Source organism: Acidovorax sp. NN32 (assembly GCF_057597245.1).
Genome location: NZ_CP199679.1, coordinates 160,509 through 176,960, shown reverse-complemented (window position 1 = coordinate 176,960; position 16,452 = coordinate 160,509). Strand labels below are relative to the sequence as shown.

Here is a 16,452-nt window from a genome sequence, read left to right as displayed (position 1 = left end):
TTGGACTAACCAAATTGTTCATTTCCCCGTTCTTGCCTGTGAGCGCTGGGCATAGAACCCGGCACACCGCCCATTTTTCGCAGGGCGCCCTGCCTGGCACAACGATTGCCTGGAATCGCCGATGGAACGACCAAAAGGCACGGCACTCCGCCCACCCCAATCTCCCAAAGCAATGGACCAAGAACTGAACAACGGCACGAATTTCACGGCCCGGCGCCGGGTACTCAAGGGAATGGCCGCCATGCCGCTGGCCAGCACGCTGGTGGCCTGTGGTGGCAACCCGGCCGACGCCACCAACACACCGCCCACCACCTCCGCGCCCATTGGCGGGGACACCCCGCCTCCCGCGCCAACGCCAGGTACCACGCCCCCCACAGCACCGCCGGCGCCGGCAGTGCCCCCCACCGTGCCGCCTTCCCCCGCGACGCCGCCCTCCACACCGCCTGGCACCCCGCCTCCGCCTTCGGCCCCCCCACCCCCTGCAGCGCCGCCGCCGCCCCCCGCAGCGCCACCACCACCACCACCACCACCACCACCACCTCCTCCTCCTCCGGCCCCCAGCGCCTTTGTGCACCCTGGCGGGCTGCACACGGACGCTGACTTTGCGCGCATGCGTACCAAGATTGCGGAGAACGCATCGCCTTGGGTGATTGGCTGGAACGCGCTTCAGTTTTCGGGACATTCCTCACTGAACAGCGATATGTGGCCCCACGCGCTCACCGTGGTGATCCGTGGCGGCGATGGGCAGAACTTCGGCACCATGATCAAGGACATGCAGCGGGCCTACCAGCTGGCGCTGCGCTGGAAGGTGTCCCAGGACAACGCCTATGCCGACCGTGCCGTGGCTTTCCTGGATGCGTGGTCGAGCACCATGACCACGCTCACCGGCAATGCGGACCGCTACCTCGCCGCCGGCATCTACGGCTACCAGTGGGCCAATACGGTGGAACTCCTGCGCAGCTACCCCGGCTGGTCGCCCGAGGGCCTGGCCCGGTTCCAGAAACTGCTGCTGGAAGTGTTTTACCCGCTGAGCCACCGCTTTCTAGAGGAACACAACGGCGCCAACATCACCAACTACTGGGCCAACTGGGACCTGTGCAACATCAACGCCATCATGGCCATCGGCATCTGCTGTGACCGGCGCGACCTGTACAACGAGGCGATCAGTTATTACAAGAACGGCCGGGGCAACGGCGCAGCCGCGCACAACGTCTACGTCATCCACCCCGGGCACCTGGGGCAATGGCAGGAGAGCGGGCGCGACCAGGGGCATGCCACGCTGGGCATGTCGCTGTGCGGCGCGCTGTGCGAAATGGCCTGGTCGCAGGGCGACGATCTGTACGGCTACTGGAACAACCGGCTGCTCTCAGCCGCCGAATACGTGGCGGCCAGCAACCTGGCCGATGCGGGTGGCGCGTATCCGGCTCTGCCGTTCTCACGCTATGCCAACCGCCAGGGCATCTTCACCGGCGTCTCTCCTGCGGGGCGGCCACACCTGCGCCAGTGCTGGGAGCTGCTGTACAACCACTACGTCAACCGCAAGGGGCTCTCTGCGCCCTACACAACGGCCATGGCGGCCAAACTGCGGCCCGAGCAGCGCGGCACCGGGGACGACCCCGGCATGGGCACCTTGACCTTCTCGCGCGCGCCGATTGCAGCCGGGGCCGCGCCCAGCGGCCTCACGGCCTACCTCGTCAACGGTCAGGTGCTGCTGTCGTGGTGGGGCAGCGCCTACGCCACGGCCTATGAGGTGCAGCGCGCACCCGCAGCGTCGGGCCCGTTCACCACACTCACCACCGTGGGCGAGGAACGCACCCATACCGACACACCCGGCACGGGCACCTGGCACTACCGCATCGTGGCAGTCACCCCAACGGGCCGGCTCACGGGCGCCGAGATCCGCAGTGTTGCCACCACGCCGCAGCTGATGCTGCATCTGCCCTTGAACGAGGGCAGCGGAACGTCGGCCACCGACCAGAGCGGCAACGCGCTGCATGGCCGACTGGTGGGCGGCACGTCCTGGGGCGCTGGCCGCACGGCGGGCAGCAGCGCCGTAGCACTCGACGGCGCCAGCGGCCACGTGGCCCTGCCCACGGGCATCATGAAAGACTTGGCCGACTTCACGATCTCAGTCTGGGTCTACCGGCAAAGCGCCAGCGCCGGGAACGCCCGCGTGTTTGACATCGGCTCCAGCGACATCGCCTACCTGGCCCTGCTGGCCAACACCAGTACGCTGCGCTTTGCCTCCACCGGCACCACCTATTTCGGCGAGGAAAACGTCACGTCCTCGGTGGCGCTGGGCACAGGCCGGTGGGTGCACCTGGCGGTGACCCGCCGGGGCAACACCGTGACCCTGTTTGTGGACGGGCAGGCCACCGGCACCTTGGCCGACGCGCCCTTTGCGCCCCACCAGCTGGGCGCCACCACGCAGAACTGGCTGGGCCGCGCGCAGTACGGGGCCGACCCGTACTTTGCGGGCCGCATGCAGGATTTCCGCCTCTACAGCGGGGCGCTGACTTCCGTGCAGATCACGGCCCTGGCCCAGTGACGCGCTGCACAGCCCCGGCGGCACACCGGGGCTGTGCCCGATATCGGCTTTCAAAACACTGCTGGCAACACGGGTAGATTTATTTCGCACAGTTGTGCTAAATTTCGCCCCATGGATGCCAAGACCCAAAAATCAGAACTCACCCGCGCGGCCATTGTGGGCGCAGCGCTGGACTTGGCTGCGGCCGAGGGGCTGGAGTCGATCACGCTGCAGGCCGTGGCCGACCGCGTGGGTCTGTCCAAGAGCGGCGTGTTTTCACGCGCCGGATCGCGCGAGGCGCTGCAGAAAGCGGTGATCGAAGAGTTCGGGCGCCGCTTTCTGGCCGATGTGTTCGTGCCCGCCATGCAGCACCCCAAGGGCCTGCCGCGCCTCCAAGAAATCGTGCGCCGCTGGATTGCCCGCACGCGCGATGTGGAGGCGTTCACCGGCTGCATTTACACCGCAGGGGCCTTCGAGCTGGACGACCGCGAAGGCGAGCTGCGCGACCTGCTGCATTCAGAGATCACACGCTGGCGCGCGGCACTGCGCCGCACGGTGATCCAGTCCATCGAGGCCGGGCACCTGCCCGCCGACACCCCGCCCGACCAGCTGGTGGGCGAGATCTATTCCATGATCATGGGCTTGTTGCACGACGTCCGCTTCCTGCGCGATCCGCAGGCAGTGTCACGCACCGAGGCGTCCTGGGCGCGCCTCGTCAAGAGTTACCTCCCTTCCACCGCCTGATGCGCAGTGGTGTGCCATGGAGACCTCTTGTTTTTTTATGCCCCAATTTCGCACAACCGTGCGAAGAAAGGAAACACCATGTTGATCATCCTGGGCATTGCCGCCATTGCGGCCGCAGTGGGCGCCATCCGGTCGCTGCGCAGCACCCTCACCAGCCTCCCGCGCAGCAACCGGGACTGGGTCTTTTTCTGAGGTGCGCGCCGCGCGCCCCACTCCATCCCTTCAGGAACCCCACCATGAACACCTCCTCTTCATCCACCGCCCTGCGGGCCACGTCCAGCTTCTACGGCGAGCACCCCGCCATGCGCCTTGTGCGCCTGACCCTGGGCGCCACCGAGCGACTGTGGCCCGCACTGGCCGTGCGCGTGGCTGCGCGCCTGTTTGGCACGCCCTTACCACTGCGCAAACCCGGCCGCCAAGCCGTGCCGCCAGGCCACTGGCGCACAGAGCGCTGGCCGTTTGAAGACGCCGAGATCACGCTGTACCTGCCCCAGGCCCAGCCGCACGGCCCCACGGTGCTCCTGCTGCACGGCTGGGGCGGGCATGCACGCCAGATGCTGCCGCTGGCCGATGCCCTGGCAGCGCGCGGCCTGCGCCCGGTGCTGGTGGACCTGCCTGCGCACGGTGGCAGCCGGGGCCGCGTGAGCAACCTGCCCCAGTTCGCCCGCGCCATCGAATACGCCACCGCCCGCCTGCACGCGCAGGACTCGGCGCCCCATGCCGTGGTGGCCCATTCGCTGGCCGCCAACGCAGCGGCGCACGCGGCCAGCCGGGGCCTGGCCACCCAGCGGCTGGTGCTGCTGGCACCGCCCGCGTCGCCGCACGAATACACGCGCCTGTTCGCCCAGGTGTTCGGCCTTTCGGTGCGCACGCGTGCCGCCCTGCAGCGGCGCATCGAAGCCCGAGAAGGCATCCTGATGCGCCAGTTCGAGCCCCCGGCTGTGGGCCCACGCATCGCGCTGCCCACGCTGGTGGTGCACGACCGCGGCGACCGCATCAACCGCTTTGCCGATGGCGAGGCCTACCGCGACCACATCCCGGGCGCCACGCTGCTGGCCACCGAGGGGCTGGGGCACCGCAAGATCCTGCAGCAGGCAGAGGTGCTGCAGGCCGTGGCCGAATTTGTGGCTGTGCCCGCAAGCGCCGGCCCTACGCCCTCACACAGCCCACAACCCTTGGCTTGACTGCGGTATTTCCGGTGCCGTAGCGCACCCATTGCTTACACTTGCTCCCTTTTTCCGTTTGCGCAAACCTTCTGGCACCGTTCGAGGACGGTGCCCCGCAAATGCCCTGCCTTGCCGCGCCGCTGGTTCCCACGCGCGCATCGGCCCCGGGCCCGGCTTTCTCTTCATCCTTGCGATGCGGCGTTCCGGCAAGCCACCCCTGTGGGTGTCCCTGCCATCCGCCTGGCCGGCCCGTATCTCCTTCCGAGATGTGCAGCAGCCGCTGCGGTCGGCACCTGCATGCATGCGCTTCATTCGTGCATGGCACAGGTAGCTACATGTGCCTTGACCGCCGAGCGCGCCCGGTGGCACGCTCCTGTAGCGCAGATGCGGCACGCGGCACGCCGCATCCCGCACGCTGTGAGCCAGGCAAAACCCGGCGAAAGGCGCCGCGCATCTCCTTGTCGATTCAGCAGAAGAAAGGTGATCCGTGGAACTTCTCATCTCGGCGGGGCTGATCCTCGCCATCGTGCTCTGGGGCGTGGTTGCGCCCGATTCGCTGGGCACCGTGTTCGACACGGCCCTCGCGGCCATCACGCGCAACTTCGGCTGGTTCTACCTGTGGGTGGTGCTGGGCCTGGTGGTGATGGCACTCATCCTGGCGTTCAGCCGCTATGGCGACCTAAAGTTGGGCCAGGAAGACGACGAACCCGAGTTCTCCATCGGCGCGTGGTTTGCCATGCTGTTTGCTGCCGGCATGGGAATCGGCCTCGTGTTCTGGGGTGTGGCCGAGCCGATCTCGCACTACGGCACGCCGCCGCCTGGCATCGCGCCGAATACCCCCGAAGCCGCCAACGCGGCCATGCGCTACAGCTTCTTCCACTGGGGCCTGCACCCCTGGGCGGTGTACAGCATCGTGGCATTGGCGATCGCGTTCTTCCAGTTCCGCCGGGGCGGCTCAGCCCTCGTCAGCACGGCCGTATCAGCCCTGCCGTGGGCGCCACTGCAGCGCATCGGCCCGGTGGTCAACATTCTTGCGGTAATCGCCACCGCTTTCGGCGTGGCCGCATCGCTGGGCATGGGCGCGCTGCAGATCAACAGCGGCCTGGCCGCCACGATGGGCGTGCCGGTGAATGAAGCCTGGCAGGTGGGCATCATTGTGGTGACCACCGTTCTGTTCCTCACTTCGGCCGTGTCGGGTGTGGCGCGCGGCATCAAGTGGCTGTCCACTTTCAACCTCGTCATGGCGGCGCTGCTGGCGCTGTCGGTGTTCGTGCTCGGGCCCACGGTGATCATCATCGACACCTTCACCAACACGCTGGGTAGCTACCTGAGCGAATTCGTACGCATGAGCCTGCGTATGACACCCTTCCGCGACAGCGGCTGGGTGAGCGGCTGGACGGTGTTCTACTGGGCCTGGTGGGTGAGCTGGTCGCCCTTCGTGGGCCTGTTCATCGCACGCGTCTCGCGCGGGCGCACGATTCGCGAATTCATTCTGGGCACCGTGCTGGCGCCTACGCTGGCAGCGTTTGTGTGGTTCTCGGTGTTCGGCGGTACGGCGCTGCATCTGGAGATCATGCAAGGCGTGCCTTTGGCGCAAGCCGTCAAGGCCGATGTTTCGACCGCGCTCTTTGCCATGTTCCACGCGCTGCCCTGGGGGGCTGTGATGTCGTTCGTGGCCACGTTGCTCGTGCTGGTGTTCTTCGTCACCTCTGGCGATTCCGCCACGCTGGTGCTGGGCATGATGAGCACTGGCGGCAATGAGAACCCGTCGGCACGCGTCAAGATCACGTGGGGGGTGCTGGTGTCGGGCATCGCCATCAGCCTGCTGCTGGCCGGTGGCGTGAAGGCGGTGCAGACCGCCACCATCGTGTTCGCGCTGCCGTTCACCGGTGTCATCCTGCTCATGGCGCTGGCGCTATGGCGCGGCGTGAAGGCCGACTGGGAAGCCGAAGACCGCCGCGACCGCGCCCTGCGCCGCCGCATGCGCGAGATGGTGGGGCCGCCCCCACAGCCGTAGGCCATAAGCTGGCGCCAGCAAGAGACAAGAGACGCACGCCCAGAACATGCCCGCCGCGCTGCCGGTGCACAAGGGGTGCAGGGGGCGCAGAGGGTGTGCGGTGCATACGTCTATCATCCGCAGCCACACCCGTGCGCCTTTTCTTTTATTGCCTCTTTTCGCATCCGGTACCCATCCATGACCATGCTCATGTCCGCCTGGCCTGCCCTGGCTCTGCTGCTGCCCGCCCTGGTGCTGGTGTCAGCCATCATTTTTCTGGTCAAGGGCAACCGCCGGGCCTTTGTCCAGCTACTGGCTCTGGCAGCGTGTTTTCTGATCGGTGCGCTGCTCATGGAATTCTTCATCTTCATGGCGGCACGCATGGCACGTTCGGGCAGCGCGGCCATGCCGGTGCTGGGCACGGGCACACGCCAGCTGCTGGAGACCATGGCCAGCCCGCGCTCCATCGCCGCACCACCGCTGTCGCTGGCCGCCATGGCGGCCTACAGCGTGCTGGCGGCGTACCTGTGGGTGCTGGTCACCTGGGGGCTGCACCTGCGCGGCAAGCCAGCGGGTGGCGCCCGCAAGAAGCCCGCCAAGGGCGCGCGCAAACCGGCACGCTCGTAACGCACCATAATTTTTGATGTTTTAAGGCCCTAGCGCTCATCCCGTATCATTTTTTAGCTATTTAATTTATAGCATTCAGGCACACTGCCTTGATGCAGGGCAAACCTCCGCGCGGAGTGCCCGCCCACAATGGCAAGCCCCACCCCACGGTTGCAGGGTGGATGCCGGGCTGCTTCGCCCGGTCTTCTTGCCATGACCTCCTCCTCACACAGCGACGTTCTCATCGTCGGCGCGGGCCCTGCGGGCCTGTCGCTGGCCATTTCCCTGGCGCAGGCCGGGTTCACCACCACCGTGGTCGAACAGCAGTCTGAGGCCACGTTGGCCCACCCCGCGCCCGATGGCCGCGAGATCGCGCTCACCCACCCCAGCGTGGCCACGCTACAGCGGCTGGGCACCTGGGCCGGCCTGGCGCCCCACGAGGTGGGCACCATCCGCGAAGCGCAGGTGCACGACGGCCCGCTGGGCCAGCGCAGCGCCCTGCAGCTGGGCACCCAGGGTACGGGGCTGGAGGCTCTGGGCTTCATCGTGCCTAACCACGCACTGCGCCGCACGGCCTATGCCGTGGCGGCACGCACACCGGGTGTCCGCATCGTGACCGGCGCCCAGGTGGTGCGCGTGGCCACGCAGTCCACCCATGCCGAGCTGGAGTACCTTCCCCAGACTCCCGCCGGTGCCCCCAGCGATGGCCCCGCGCCATCGCCACAGCGTCTGCAGGCCCCGCTGCTGGTGGCGGCGGACAGCCGCTTCTCGGCCACGCGGCGGCAGCTGGGCATTGGCGCACGCATGACGGACTTTGGCCGCACCGTGATCGTTTGCCGCATGCGCCATGCCCAACCCCATGGCGGCGTGGCGCACGAGTGTTTTGGCTATGAACGCACGCTGGCGGTGCTGCCCTTGCCCAATGACCCCCAAGAGGGGCATGCGCTGTGCTCGGTGGTGGTCACGGCGGGCACTGCCGACGCAGGTGCGCTGATGGCCCAGAGCCCGCAGGCCTTCGCCGCTACGGTGCAGGCCCAGCTGGGCGACCGCCTAGGGCCTTTGCAGCTGGAGGGCGAACGCCACGCCTACCCGCTGGTGGCCGTGTATGCACAGCGTTTTGCAGACCACCGCTGCGCGCTGCTGGGCGACGCCGCCGTGGGCATGCACCCCGTGACGGCGCATGGCTACAACCTGGGGCTGGCCGGTGTGGAGCGCCTGACGGCCGCCGTGGCGGCAGCCCGCAGCCAGGGCCACGACATCGGCAATGCCGAAGCCCTGGCCACCTATGCGCGGGCGCACCACCGCCACGCATGGCCGATGTACGAGGGCACCAATGCCATCGTGCGGCTGTATACCGACACGCGCCCCGTGCCGCGCCTGCTGCGGCAGCTGGTGCTGCAGGGCGCCCGGCGGCTGCCGCCGCTGCAGGCCGCCATCGTGGGGCAGCTGACGGGCAAGGCGCCGGTGTGGGCGCAGCTGGCGCGCTCCTAGGAGCGTGCTGCCAAGCAGCCACCGGCGAGCAGCTTTACGCGCTGTCCACGCCGAGAGTCGCCATGCCATACAGCGGCGCCCCCAGCCACGGCCACCACAACGTTTCCAGCACCACACCCGGCCAGCCATAACACTCCGACACGCTCTGCTGGCGCAGCAGCGCCAGGCGCGGGTGTGCGGCGGTCAGCTCGTCCATGCTGCCCACGCCCCAGTGGAACTCCGCCCCCGTGGGTCCCACGCTGGCGTGCTGCGCCGCGCGGCCCACGGCACGGTGCGTCATGACATCAATCACCAGGCGCGAGCCTTCCGGCGCGCACTGCGCAAACTCGCGCAGCACGGCCTGCACCTGCGCGGGCTGCAGGTACATGAGCACCCCTTCGCAGACGATGAACACCGGCTGCACGCCCGCGCCATCGCCCTCCCCTTCCTCCTTTGGCAGCCCCAGCCGCTGCCACCAGCCAGGCTGCGTGATGTCCACCGTGGCATGGCGCGTGCGCGGGCAGCGCACCGGCAGCAGCTCGCGGCGCAGGTCCATGACCTCGGGCAGATCAGCATCGAGCCACTGGTTGGCGCCCGTATCGAGCCACTGAAAGTGGTGCGACAGGCCACAGCCCAGGCTCACGCCGCCAGCCTTCGGGTGCGCAAGGAAGAAGCTGCGGCCCGCGTCCTTGATGGCGCGCGTGCGCCACAGTACGTTGAGCACCGTGGGCAAGTCGTCCAGGCACGGTTCCACATCGGCACCCAGGCGCTCCACCAGGCTGGTGGCCACCACGTCGTTGCAGGCGAGCCAGGGAAAGTAACGGCTCCCCCGCGCGCGCGCTGCCAGCGGGATCAGCAGGGTGCTGGGCACGGCCCGCAGGTGGGCGCGCTGCAGCAGGCAGGGGGTAGCGGAGTCGGAGGCGGCGGCGGCGCCATCCCCCGCGTTCTCAGGGTTGCGCTGCGCCGGGGCGGCGGTGGTGCGGGCACGGCGTCGGGTTGGGGGCGGATGCGGCTGCAAGGTCCTCTCCTCCTGTGGCCACCGGGTGCCACGGCTGGTTGGTTGTTTGCGACGGGGCCCACCAGAACACAGGCCTGCGCCATTGTGAACGGGTTGGAGTGTGGTGCGGGGGATGGGCTGGGTGCGTGAAGGGACACCATCACGCCCTCCATCCGGCGCTGCCGCTGTGTCAACGCTCCATGATCCGCGCAAACGCAAGTGGCCGCCAGAGCCTGCGTGGGGTGTTCTTGATGGATCGCAAGGGCGTGGCTACACTGCGGCCCTTCACCATCTGGGTACCGCTTCATCGTACTGCCCGTGTCACTCGGTACAAGTGACAAACGGGCATGTTCGGCCAAGGTGCCCCATGAATCCAAACCTATCGGCCTGGCTGCTCGTCGCAGCCAGCGTCATTGCAGAAGTTGCCGGAACCGTCGCGCTCAAGTACTCCGATGGCTTCTCCAGACTCCTCCCGTCAGGTATGGCAGCTGCGTGCTACGCACTCGCCATCTGGCTCATGGCCGTGGCCATGCGCCAGCTCGACATGGGCCTCACCTATGCAGTCTGGGCGGCCAGCGGCACGGCGGCCGCAGCCGTGGTGGGGATGGCGCTGTTTGGCGAGCCAGTGGGTGTCATCAAAGTAGTGGGTCTGGTGTGCGTGGTGGGAGGCGTTGTCATGCTCCACCTCGGAAGCCCTCAGTGATGGCTTCTGGTGTTGATCAAGGCCCACACCAATTCCACCCCGGCCGTCAGCAGATCGCCCGTGAATGAGCTGTCGCTCGCATCACTGGCACTGGTGAACGCGCGCTTTTGCCGCTCGCGTTCGGCGCGGCTGCGGTCGCGCTCCAGGGCCACCAGGGCGTCGCCGATGTCCACCGGGGGGGTGGCGTGGGTGGTGCGCTCGGTGCTGGCCTTGGCGTAGCCCTCCATGGCGCGCACCACGGCGTCGGGGTCGATGAGGGAGAACGCGGCGCGGCAGTAGGGGCAGGCGTGGTCCTTGCGGATGTCCACGGGGGCGCCACAGCTGGTGCAGTAGATGGCGCCCACGCGTTTGGCCAGATCGTCGATCTCGGGGCGCGTCATGTGGCGCACAAAGCCTTTTTCGACCATGAAGGACGAGAAGGTGCTGAAGCGGCCATGCAGGCGGGCGCAGCGGTAGATCATGTAGCGGCCGCTGCGCACCACGTCAAAACCTTTGGCCAGGCTGGTGTTGCAGCGCGGGCAGGCCATGCGTTCTGCCAGGGGCTGGTGCTGGTCGGTGCGGTGTTCGTGCAGCAGGCGGAACAGCTCGACCACCGACTGGGGCGCGAGCTTGAGGTTTTCGTGCCTGTCAAACCACAGGCCCTGGCAGGCAAAACAGATGTCCAGTTCCAGCGACTGCCCCTGGTTGCTGGTGAACCGGTGGGCCTGCATGGGCTGGCGGCAGTTGGGGCAGGACGGCTGAGAGTGCATGGCGGCGGTGCCCACAAGGGGCAGAGCGGGGTAGGCCCAAATGCTAACCCGGGGCACGGCTGACGCCCGGCGAAAGAGTTGCAGCTTCGCGGCATTGCCTCACCCATCCACTAGCATTCGCGCCTCAACAACAAGGAACCGACAAGATGGGATTCATGAACTGGCGCACAAAAAGCGCTGAGGTGCTGCAACAAGGTGGGGTGATTGGGCCCGATGAGCGGCTGCCCTGGCCGCAGACGGCGGTGATGGGGGTGCAGCACGTGATTGCGATGTTTGGGGCCACGGTGCTGGCGCCCATCCTGATGGGCTTTGACCCGAACGTGGCGATTTTGATGAGCGGCGTGGGCACGCTGATCTTCTTCCTGGTCACGGGCGGCAAAGTGCCCAGCTACCTCGGGTCGAGCTTTGCGTTCATTGGCGTGGTGATTGCGGCCACGGGCTACGCGGGCAAAGGTGCCAACGCCAACATTGCCGTGGCGCTGGGCGGCATCATTGCGTGTGGCCTGGTCTACACGCTCATCGGCGCGCTGGTGCAGGCCATTGGCACGGGCTGGATCGAGCGCTTCATGCCGCCCGTGGTCACGGGCTCGGTGGTGGCGGTGATCGGGCTGAACCTCGCGGGCATTCCCATCAAGAACATGGCGGCCAGCAACTTTGACAGCTGGATGCAGGTGGTGACCTTTGTGAGCGTGGGCCTGGTGGCCGTGCTCACGCGCGGCATGGTGCAGCGCCTGCTGATTCTGGTGGGCTTGATCGTGGCGAGCATCATCTACGCGGTGCTGACCAATGGCCTGGGGCTGGGCAAGCCCATGGACCTGTCCGCACTGGCCAACGCCGCATGGTTTGGTTTGCCCAACTTTGCTGCGCCGGTGTTCGAAGCCAATGCCATGCTGCTGATTGCGCCCGTGGCCATCATCCTGGTGGCCGAGAACCTGGGCCACATCAAGGCCGTGACGGCCATGACGGGCCACGACCTGGACCGCTACATGGGCCGCGCGTTCATTGGCGACGGCGTGGCCACCATGGTGAGCGGCGCTGCTGGCGGCACAGGCGTGACCACCTACGCCGAAAACATTGGTGTGATGGCCGCCACCAAGATCTATTCCACCGCCGTGTTCTTGCTGGCGGGCGTGTTTGCGCTGGTGCTGGGCTTTTCCCCCAAGTTCGGCGCGCTGATCCAGACCATTCCGCTGCCGGTGATGGGTGGTGTGTCCATCGTGGTGTTTGGCCTGATCGCGGTGGCGGGCGCCAAGATCTGGGTGGACAACAAGGTGGACTTTTCGAAGAACAAGAACCTCATCGTGGCGGCCATCACCCTCATCCTGGGCACGGGCGACTTCACGCTCAAGTTCGGCCAGTTTGCGCTGGGCGGCATCGGCACCGCCACATTCGGGGCGATCCTGCTGTACGCGCTGCTCAACCGCAAAGCGGCGTAATCTGCGGGTATGGGGACGCCGGACCGCATTTGTAAGGGTTAACCCTTAATTTGTAAGGAACGCAGGCTAGCATTCTGGGTTTTGTCCACAGGGCCATCCGCTCACCGGGCGGGTGGCTTTTTTCTTTTTGCGGAGTTTGTTCATGTCCCTGGCCGATCGGGTGCTGTACCCCGACTTTCTCTCCCGCACCATGTCTGCCGACGAAGCGGCCGCCCTGATCCCCGCTGGTGCCCATGTGGGCATGAGCGGCTTTACCGGCGCGGGCTACCCCAAGGCCGTGCCCGGCGCGCTGGCGCGCCGCATCGAAAGCCTGAACGCCCAGGGCCATGGCTTCAAGATCGGGCTGTGGACCGGAGCCTCCACCGCCCCCGAGCTGGACGGTGCACTGGCCCAGGTGGACGGCATCGAGATGCGCCTGCCCTACCAGTCTGACCCCACGGTGCGCCGCCAGATCAATGCGGGGCAGATGCAGTACGTGGACATCCACCTGTCGCACGTGGCGCAGTTCGTGTGGTTTGGCTTTCTCGGCAAGCTGGATGTGGCGGTGGTCGAGGTGGCAGGCGTGTTGCCCGACGGGCGGCTGATCCCCTCGTCCTCGGTGGGCAACAACAAGACCTGGCTGGACCAGGCCGACAAGATCATTTTGGAAGTGAATGCCTGGCACAACCCGCAGCTCGAAGGCATGCACGACATCTACTACGGCACCGATGTGCCGCCGCACCGCAAGCCCATCCCGATGACACGGCCCGATGAGCGCATTGGCGAGCCGTATCTGCGCTGCGATCCGTCGAAGGTGATTGCGGTGGTGATGACGGACCAGCCCGACCGCAACAGCGTGTACGCCGCACCAGACGACACCTCCAACCGCATTGCGGGCCACATCATTGAGTTCTTGCAGCATGAGGTGAAGAAGGGCCGCTTGCCCAAAGACCTGCTGCCGCTGCAATCGGGCGTGGGCAACATTGCCAATGCGGTGCTGGCGGGGCTGAACAACGGGCCGTTCGAGAACCTCACGGCCTACACCGAGGTGCTGCAGGACGGCATGCTGGACATGCTGCGCTCGGGCAAGCTGGCGAGCGCATCGGCCACGGCGCTGTCGCTGAGCCCGGCGGCCATGCAGGACTTCAACGAGCGCATCGACTATTACAAGCAGCGCATCGTGCTGCGCCCGCAGGAGATCAGCAACCACCCCGAGCTGATCCGCCGCATGGGCCTGATTGCGATGAACGGCATGATCGAGGCCGACATCTACGGCAACGTGAACTCGACCCACATCATGGGCTCCGCCATCATGAACGGTATCGGCGGCTCGGGCGACTTTGCGCGCAATGCATACCTGTCGATCTTCATGACGCCGTCGCTGGCCAAGAACGGCAGCATCTCGTGCATCGTGCCCATGGCCTCGCATGTGGACCACACCGAGCACGATGTGCAGATCCTTGTGACCGAGCAGGGTTTGGCCGACCTGCGTGGGCACTCGCCCTCGCAACGGGCGCAGATCATCATCGACCGCTGCGCGCACCCCGACTTCCGGCCCGCGCTGCACGACTACGTGGCCCGCGCCAAGCGGGGCGCCGTGGGCCAGCACACGCCGCACCTGCTGAACGAGGCGCTGTCGTGGCACCAGCGGTATGTGGAGACGGGCAGCATGCGCGCGCCAGCGGGCCCTGGCAGCACTGTGTAAAGAGGACACCCCCAGGCCTGCCAGGCCTTTGACAGCCAATTGCCAGCCTGGGCAGATAAAATAAGGGTTAACCCTAGGTCTATCGACCTCCCCCAGTCCACCCTCCACCAGCCCCCATCCGGGGCTGGTGGCTTTTTTGCCTGCGAGTTTTTTTGACCATGCAACGCCGTCAGTTCACCCAATCCCTTGTTGCCGCAAGCACCGGCCTGCTGCTTGCCACCTCTTCGCGCGCCGTGGGCGTGCAGGACCCCATGGACGCCAAGAGCGTGACCATTGGCTGCTCGCTGGGCACCACCGGCGCACTGGCCAGCCTGGGCAAGGAATTGAAGCAAGGGCTGGACGCAGGCATTGCACAGGCCAACGCCAAGGGCATCCACGGCCGCGAGATCAAGCTGCTGGCACTGGACGACGGCTACGACGCCGCGCGCTCCGAAGACAACGTGCGCAAGCTGATTGCCGACGCCAACGTGGTGTCGCTGATCTCCTGCATGGGCACGGCCAACAACCAGCGCATCCTGCCGCTGGTGGACGAGGCGCAGATCCCCTATGTGGCCCCACAGAGCGGTGCCACGTCGCTGCGCAAGGCCGAGTACCGCTCGGTGTTCCACGTGCGCGCCAGCTACGCCGACGAAGCCCAGCGCCTCACACAAAAGCTGGTGTCCATGGGCATGAACGACCTGGCCATCGTGTACCAAGACACGGCGTTTGGCCGCGAGTTTCTGGCGGACGTGAACAAGGCCATGGCAGCCGCCAAGCAACCAGCACCCAAGGCTTTCAAGCTGGATGCACAGGGCGCGCAGGTGCCCGATGTGGTGGGCAAGGCCGTGGCCGCCAAGGCCGCCGCTGTGCTTCTCGGAACCGCAGGTGACGTTACCGCCGCACTGGTCAACGAGTTCAAGAAAGTGTCGTCCAGCACGCCGCTGGCCGCCACCAGCGTGGCGCTGTCGGGCGACAACCTGCGCCAGCTGGGCGGCAAGGCCTCGGGCATTGCGCTGTCGATGGTGCTGCCCGACGCGGCCCGCACGAGTGTGGCCGTGGTGCGCGACTACCAGAAGGCCATGCGCGCGCTGGGCTACCAGGAGTTTTCGGCCCGCAGCTTTGAAGGCTATGTGAATGCCCGCGTGCTCACCGAAGGCCTGGAACGCGCCGGACGTGAGCTCACCCGCGCCAAGTTGCGCAGCGCACTGGCCGGTATCCGCAGCAGCGACCTGGGTGGCCTGTCCATCGACTACGCCGGCGGCGCGCCGTATGTGGGCTCGCGCTTTCTGGACCTGGGGGTGATGGGCGCCAACGGCAAGTTTGTGGGCTGAGGATTGATCGTCCGAACCATGCCGTGTCAGCTGTGCTAGGCGTCTGTAACGCCCTTTCCTTGGACCGACTATAGAGGGTTGTTGTCTGGCAATTGCTTCTGCATGCGCAGCATCTATCCGCTGCGCATACTGCACAATGCCCCGGCCGAAGAGAGGGAGAAACTTCGGCTCCACACAAGCCTCTGTGGTGTGTCACCGCCGAGGCCACGACCATCTTCAGTGATCGATTGCATGAAAAATCTCGCATTGTTGACCTTGCCTCGGATGATTGGGGCCGCCCTGGTGGCGTGCAGCTTTCAGGCGTATGCGCAGACTCCCATTGACGTAAAAATCCTGGGCGTGACTTTTATCGAGGCCCCTCCTGGCAAAGACAAAAATCTGGTTCCGTTTGCTGCCACCGGCGACATGGAAAAGGTGGAGGTCAACGCTATTGCCACCACGCGCTCCGGTCTTTTCACCCAGTGGACGAACTCGTTCTTTGACAAAGGCGACGTGCGAGTGACGGCGGTGTTCCCCGACAAAACCACCCAGAGCCTGGGTCAGGCGGACATCGCCAGCTTTCCGAAATTTTCAACCGACGCTCGCTCACGCAGCTTCGCACTGACCCTCAACCGGCTGCCCGACAAGGCGGTGACCGGACTGATCTTCGAAGGGACGGTCCCCCTCAGCGTGGCCAAGCGGACCACAAAAGCGGCCCAGGCTTTCGACCCGGAACGCCCAGGCCCCATCAAGCTGGGCGGGGCAGACATCAAGCAGTTCAAGGTAGATGGAAAGAGCGTCCAGTTCCAGGGCAATGACACGCTGTTGCGCATCAAGACGCTGTCCTTCAAGCTCTCCTCCGGCCAAGTGGTGCAAGCCGAGCGCGGCGCATGGGCGCGTATGAACAACGAACACCAGCAAACGTGGAATATCGACACAGCCTTTACCCGCGGCGAACTGCAGGCCGAGCTGTACGAAGACATGGAGACCGTGCGCCAACCCGTGCGTTTTGTCATCGGCCGCCCCTGGTAAAGCCGCTTGCGTAGTGAGCGCACTGACAGAGGGCATACAGCAAAGCTGAGAGC

The 16,452-nt window shown here is 66.3% G+C and carries 13 protein-coding genes; 11 read left to right on the top strand and 2 right to left on the bottom strand.

What is annotated here, in order from left to right; translation table 11 throughout:
* The first annotated feature begins 172 nt into the window (after positions 1-172).
* The 6 genes from ACT89O_RS00830 (at position 173) to ubiM (ending at position 8,530) form a co-directional block, all read left to right on the top strand.
* A complete protein-coding gene (locus ACT89O_RS00830) occupies positions 173-2,548 on the top strand; it encodes a LamG-like jellyroll fold domain-containing protein (RefSeq protein WP_487261564.1) in 2,376 nt (791 codons plus the stop codon).
* 111 nt (positions 2,549-2,659) lie between these two features.
* On the top strand, positions 2,660-3,271 hold the full coding sequence (locus tag ACT89O_RS00825; protein WP_487261563.1) for a TetR/AcrR family transcriptional regulator: 612 nt from the start codon (positions 2,660-2,662) through the stop codon (positions 3,269-3,271).
* 236 nt (positions 3,272-3,507) lie between these two features.
* The gene (locus ACT89O_RS00820) at positions 3,508-4,455 is read left to right on the top strand and encodes an alpha/beta fold hydrolase (RefSeq protein ID WP_487261562.1); all 948 of its coding nucleotides are present in this window, start codon (positions 3,508-3,510) and stop codon (positions 4,453-4,455) included.
* A gap of 469 nt (positions 4,456-4,924) precedes the next feature.
* Positions 4,925-6,454, top strand: coding sequence for a BCCT family transporter (locus ACT89O_RS00815; RefSeq protein ID WP_055396198.1), 1,530 nt, complete (start codon positions 4,925-4,927; stop codon positions 6,452-6,454).
* 177 nt (positions 6,455-6,631) lie between these two features.
* Complete coding sequence (locus ACT89O_RS00810; protein WP_487261561.1) at positions 6,632-7,060, top strand: hypothetical protein; 429 nt, start codon at positions 6,632-6,634, stop codon at positions 7,058-7,060.
* Positions 7,061-7,252: 192 nt separating this feature from the next.
* The gene (ubiM, locus tag ACT89O_RS00805; RefSeq protein WP_487261560.1) at positions 7,253-8,530 is read left to right on the top strand and encodes a 5-demethoxyubiquinol-8 5-hydroxylase UbiM; all 1,278 of its coding nucleotides are present in this window, start codon (positions 7,253-7,255) and stop codon (positions 8,528-8,530) included.
* Between the two features lie 34 nt (positions 8,531-8,564).
* Here ubiM and ACT89O_RS00800 read toward each other — a convergent pair whose 3' ends face one another.
* Complete coding sequence (locus ACT89O_RS00800) at positions 8,565-9,527, bottom strand: class I SAM-dependent methyltransferase (RefSeq protein ID WP_487261559.1); 963 nt, start codon at positions 9,525-9,527, stop codon at positions 8,565-8,567.
* Between the two features lie 346 nt (positions 9,528-9,873).
* Between ACT89O_RS00800 and ACT89O_RS00795 the strand changes: the two genes are divergently transcribed.
* Positions 9,874-10,209, top strand: a complete 336-nt coding sequence (locus tag ACT89O_RS00795) for a DMT family transporter (protein ID WP_121421825.1) — start codon at positions 9,874-9,876, stop codon at positions 10,207-10,209.
* Here ACT89O_RS00795 and ACT89O_RS00790 read toward each other — a convergent pair.
* On the bottom strand, positions 10,203-10,958 hold the full coding sequence (locus ACT89O_RS00790) for a zf-TFIIB domain-containing protein (protein ID WP_487261558.1): 756 nt from the start codon (positions 10,956-10,958) through the stop codon (positions 10,203-10,205). The two genes, ACT89O_RS00795 and ACT89O_RS00790, sit on opposite strands and share 7 nt — an antisense overlap.
* 146 nt (positions 10,959-11,104) lie before the next feature.
* Here ACT89O_RS00790 and ACT89O_RS00785 point away from each other — a divergent pair, with 146 nt between their 5' ends.
* The 4 genes from ACT89O_RS00785 (at position 11,105) to ACT89O_RS00770 (ending at position 16,399) form a co-directional block, all read left to right on the top strand.
* Positions 11,105-12,394, top strand: coding sequence for a solute carrier family 23 protein (locus ACT89O_RS00785; RefSeq protein WP_121421824.1), 1,290 nt, complete (start codon positions 11,105-11,107; stop codon positions 12,392-12,394).
* 142 nt (positions 12,395-12,536) lie between these two features.
* Positions 12,537-14,078: a succinyl-CoA:acetate CoA-transferase ScpC gene (gene scpC, locus ACT89O_RS00780; RefSeq protein ID WP_487261557.1), complete on the top strand. Its 1,542-nt coding sequence runs from the start codon at positions 12,537-12,539 to the stop codon at positions 14,076-14,078.
* Positions 14,079-14,236: 158 nt separating this feature from the next.
* Positions 14,237-15,388: an ABC transporter substrate-binding protein gene (locus tag ACT89O_RS00775; protein ID WP_487261556.1), complete on the top strand. Its 1,152-nt coding sequence runs from the start codon at positions 14,237-14,239 to the stop codon at positions 15,386-15,388.
* A 102-nt stretch (positions 15,389-15,490) separates the two neighbouring features.
* Positions 15,491-16,399: a hypothetical protein gene (locus tag ACT89O_RS00770; protein ID WP_487261555.1), complete on the top strand. Its 909-nt coding sequence runs from the start codon at positions 15,491-15,493 to the stop codon at positions 16,397-16,399.
* Positions 16,400-16,452: the final 53 nt, after the last annotated feature.

What these genes read in the sequence shown, in the direction of transcription:
- ACT89O_RS00830 (WP_487261564.1), top strand. Translation starts at nt 173, where the DNA reads ATGGACCAAGAACTGAACAACGGCACGAATTTCACGGCCCGGCGCCGG.
- ACT89O_RS00825 (WP_487261563.1), top strand. Translation starts at nt 2,660, where the DNA reads ATGGATGCCAAGACCCAAAAATCAGAACTCACCCGCGCGGCCATTGTG.
- ACT89O_RS00820 (WP_487261562.1), top strand. Translation starts at nt 3,508, where the DNA reads ATGAACACCTCCTCTTCATCCACCGCCCTGCGGGCCACGTCCAGCTTC.
- ACT89O_RS00810 (WP_487261561.1), top strand. Translation starts at nt 6,632, where the DNA reads ATGACCATGCTCATGTCCGCCTGGCCTGCCCTGGCTCTGCTGCTGCCC.
- ubiM (WP_487261560.1), top strand. Translation starts at nt 7,253, where the DNA reads ATGACCTCCTCCTCACACAGCGACGTTCTCATCGTCGGCGCGGGCCCT.
- ACT89O_RS00795 (WP_121421825.1), top strand. Translation starts at nt 9,874, where the DNA reads ATGAATCCAAACCTATCGGCCTGGCTGCTCGTCGCAGCCAGCGTCATT.
- ACT89O_RS00790 (WP_487261558.1), bottom strand. Translation starts at nt 10,958, where the DNA reads ATGCACTCTCAGCCGTCCTGCCCCAACTGCCGCCAGCCCATGCAGGCC.
- ACT89O_RS00785 (WP_121421824.1), top strand. Translation starts at nt 11,105, where the DNA reads ATGGGATTCATGAACTGGCGCACAAAAAGCGCTGAGGTGCTGCAACAA.
- scpC (WP_487261557.1), top strand. Translation starts at nt 12,537, where the DNA reads ATGTCCCTGGCCGATCGGGTGCTGTACCCCGACTTTCTCTCCCGCACC.
- ACT89O_RS00775 (WP_487261556.1), top strand. Translation starts at nt 14,237, where the DNA reads ATGCAACGCCGTCAGTTCACCCAATCCCTTGTTGCCGCAAGCACCGGC.
- ACT89O_RS00770 (WP_487261555.1), top strand. Translation starts at nt 15,491, where the DNA reads ATGCGCAGCATCTATCCGCTGCGCATACTGCACAATGCCCCGGCCGAA.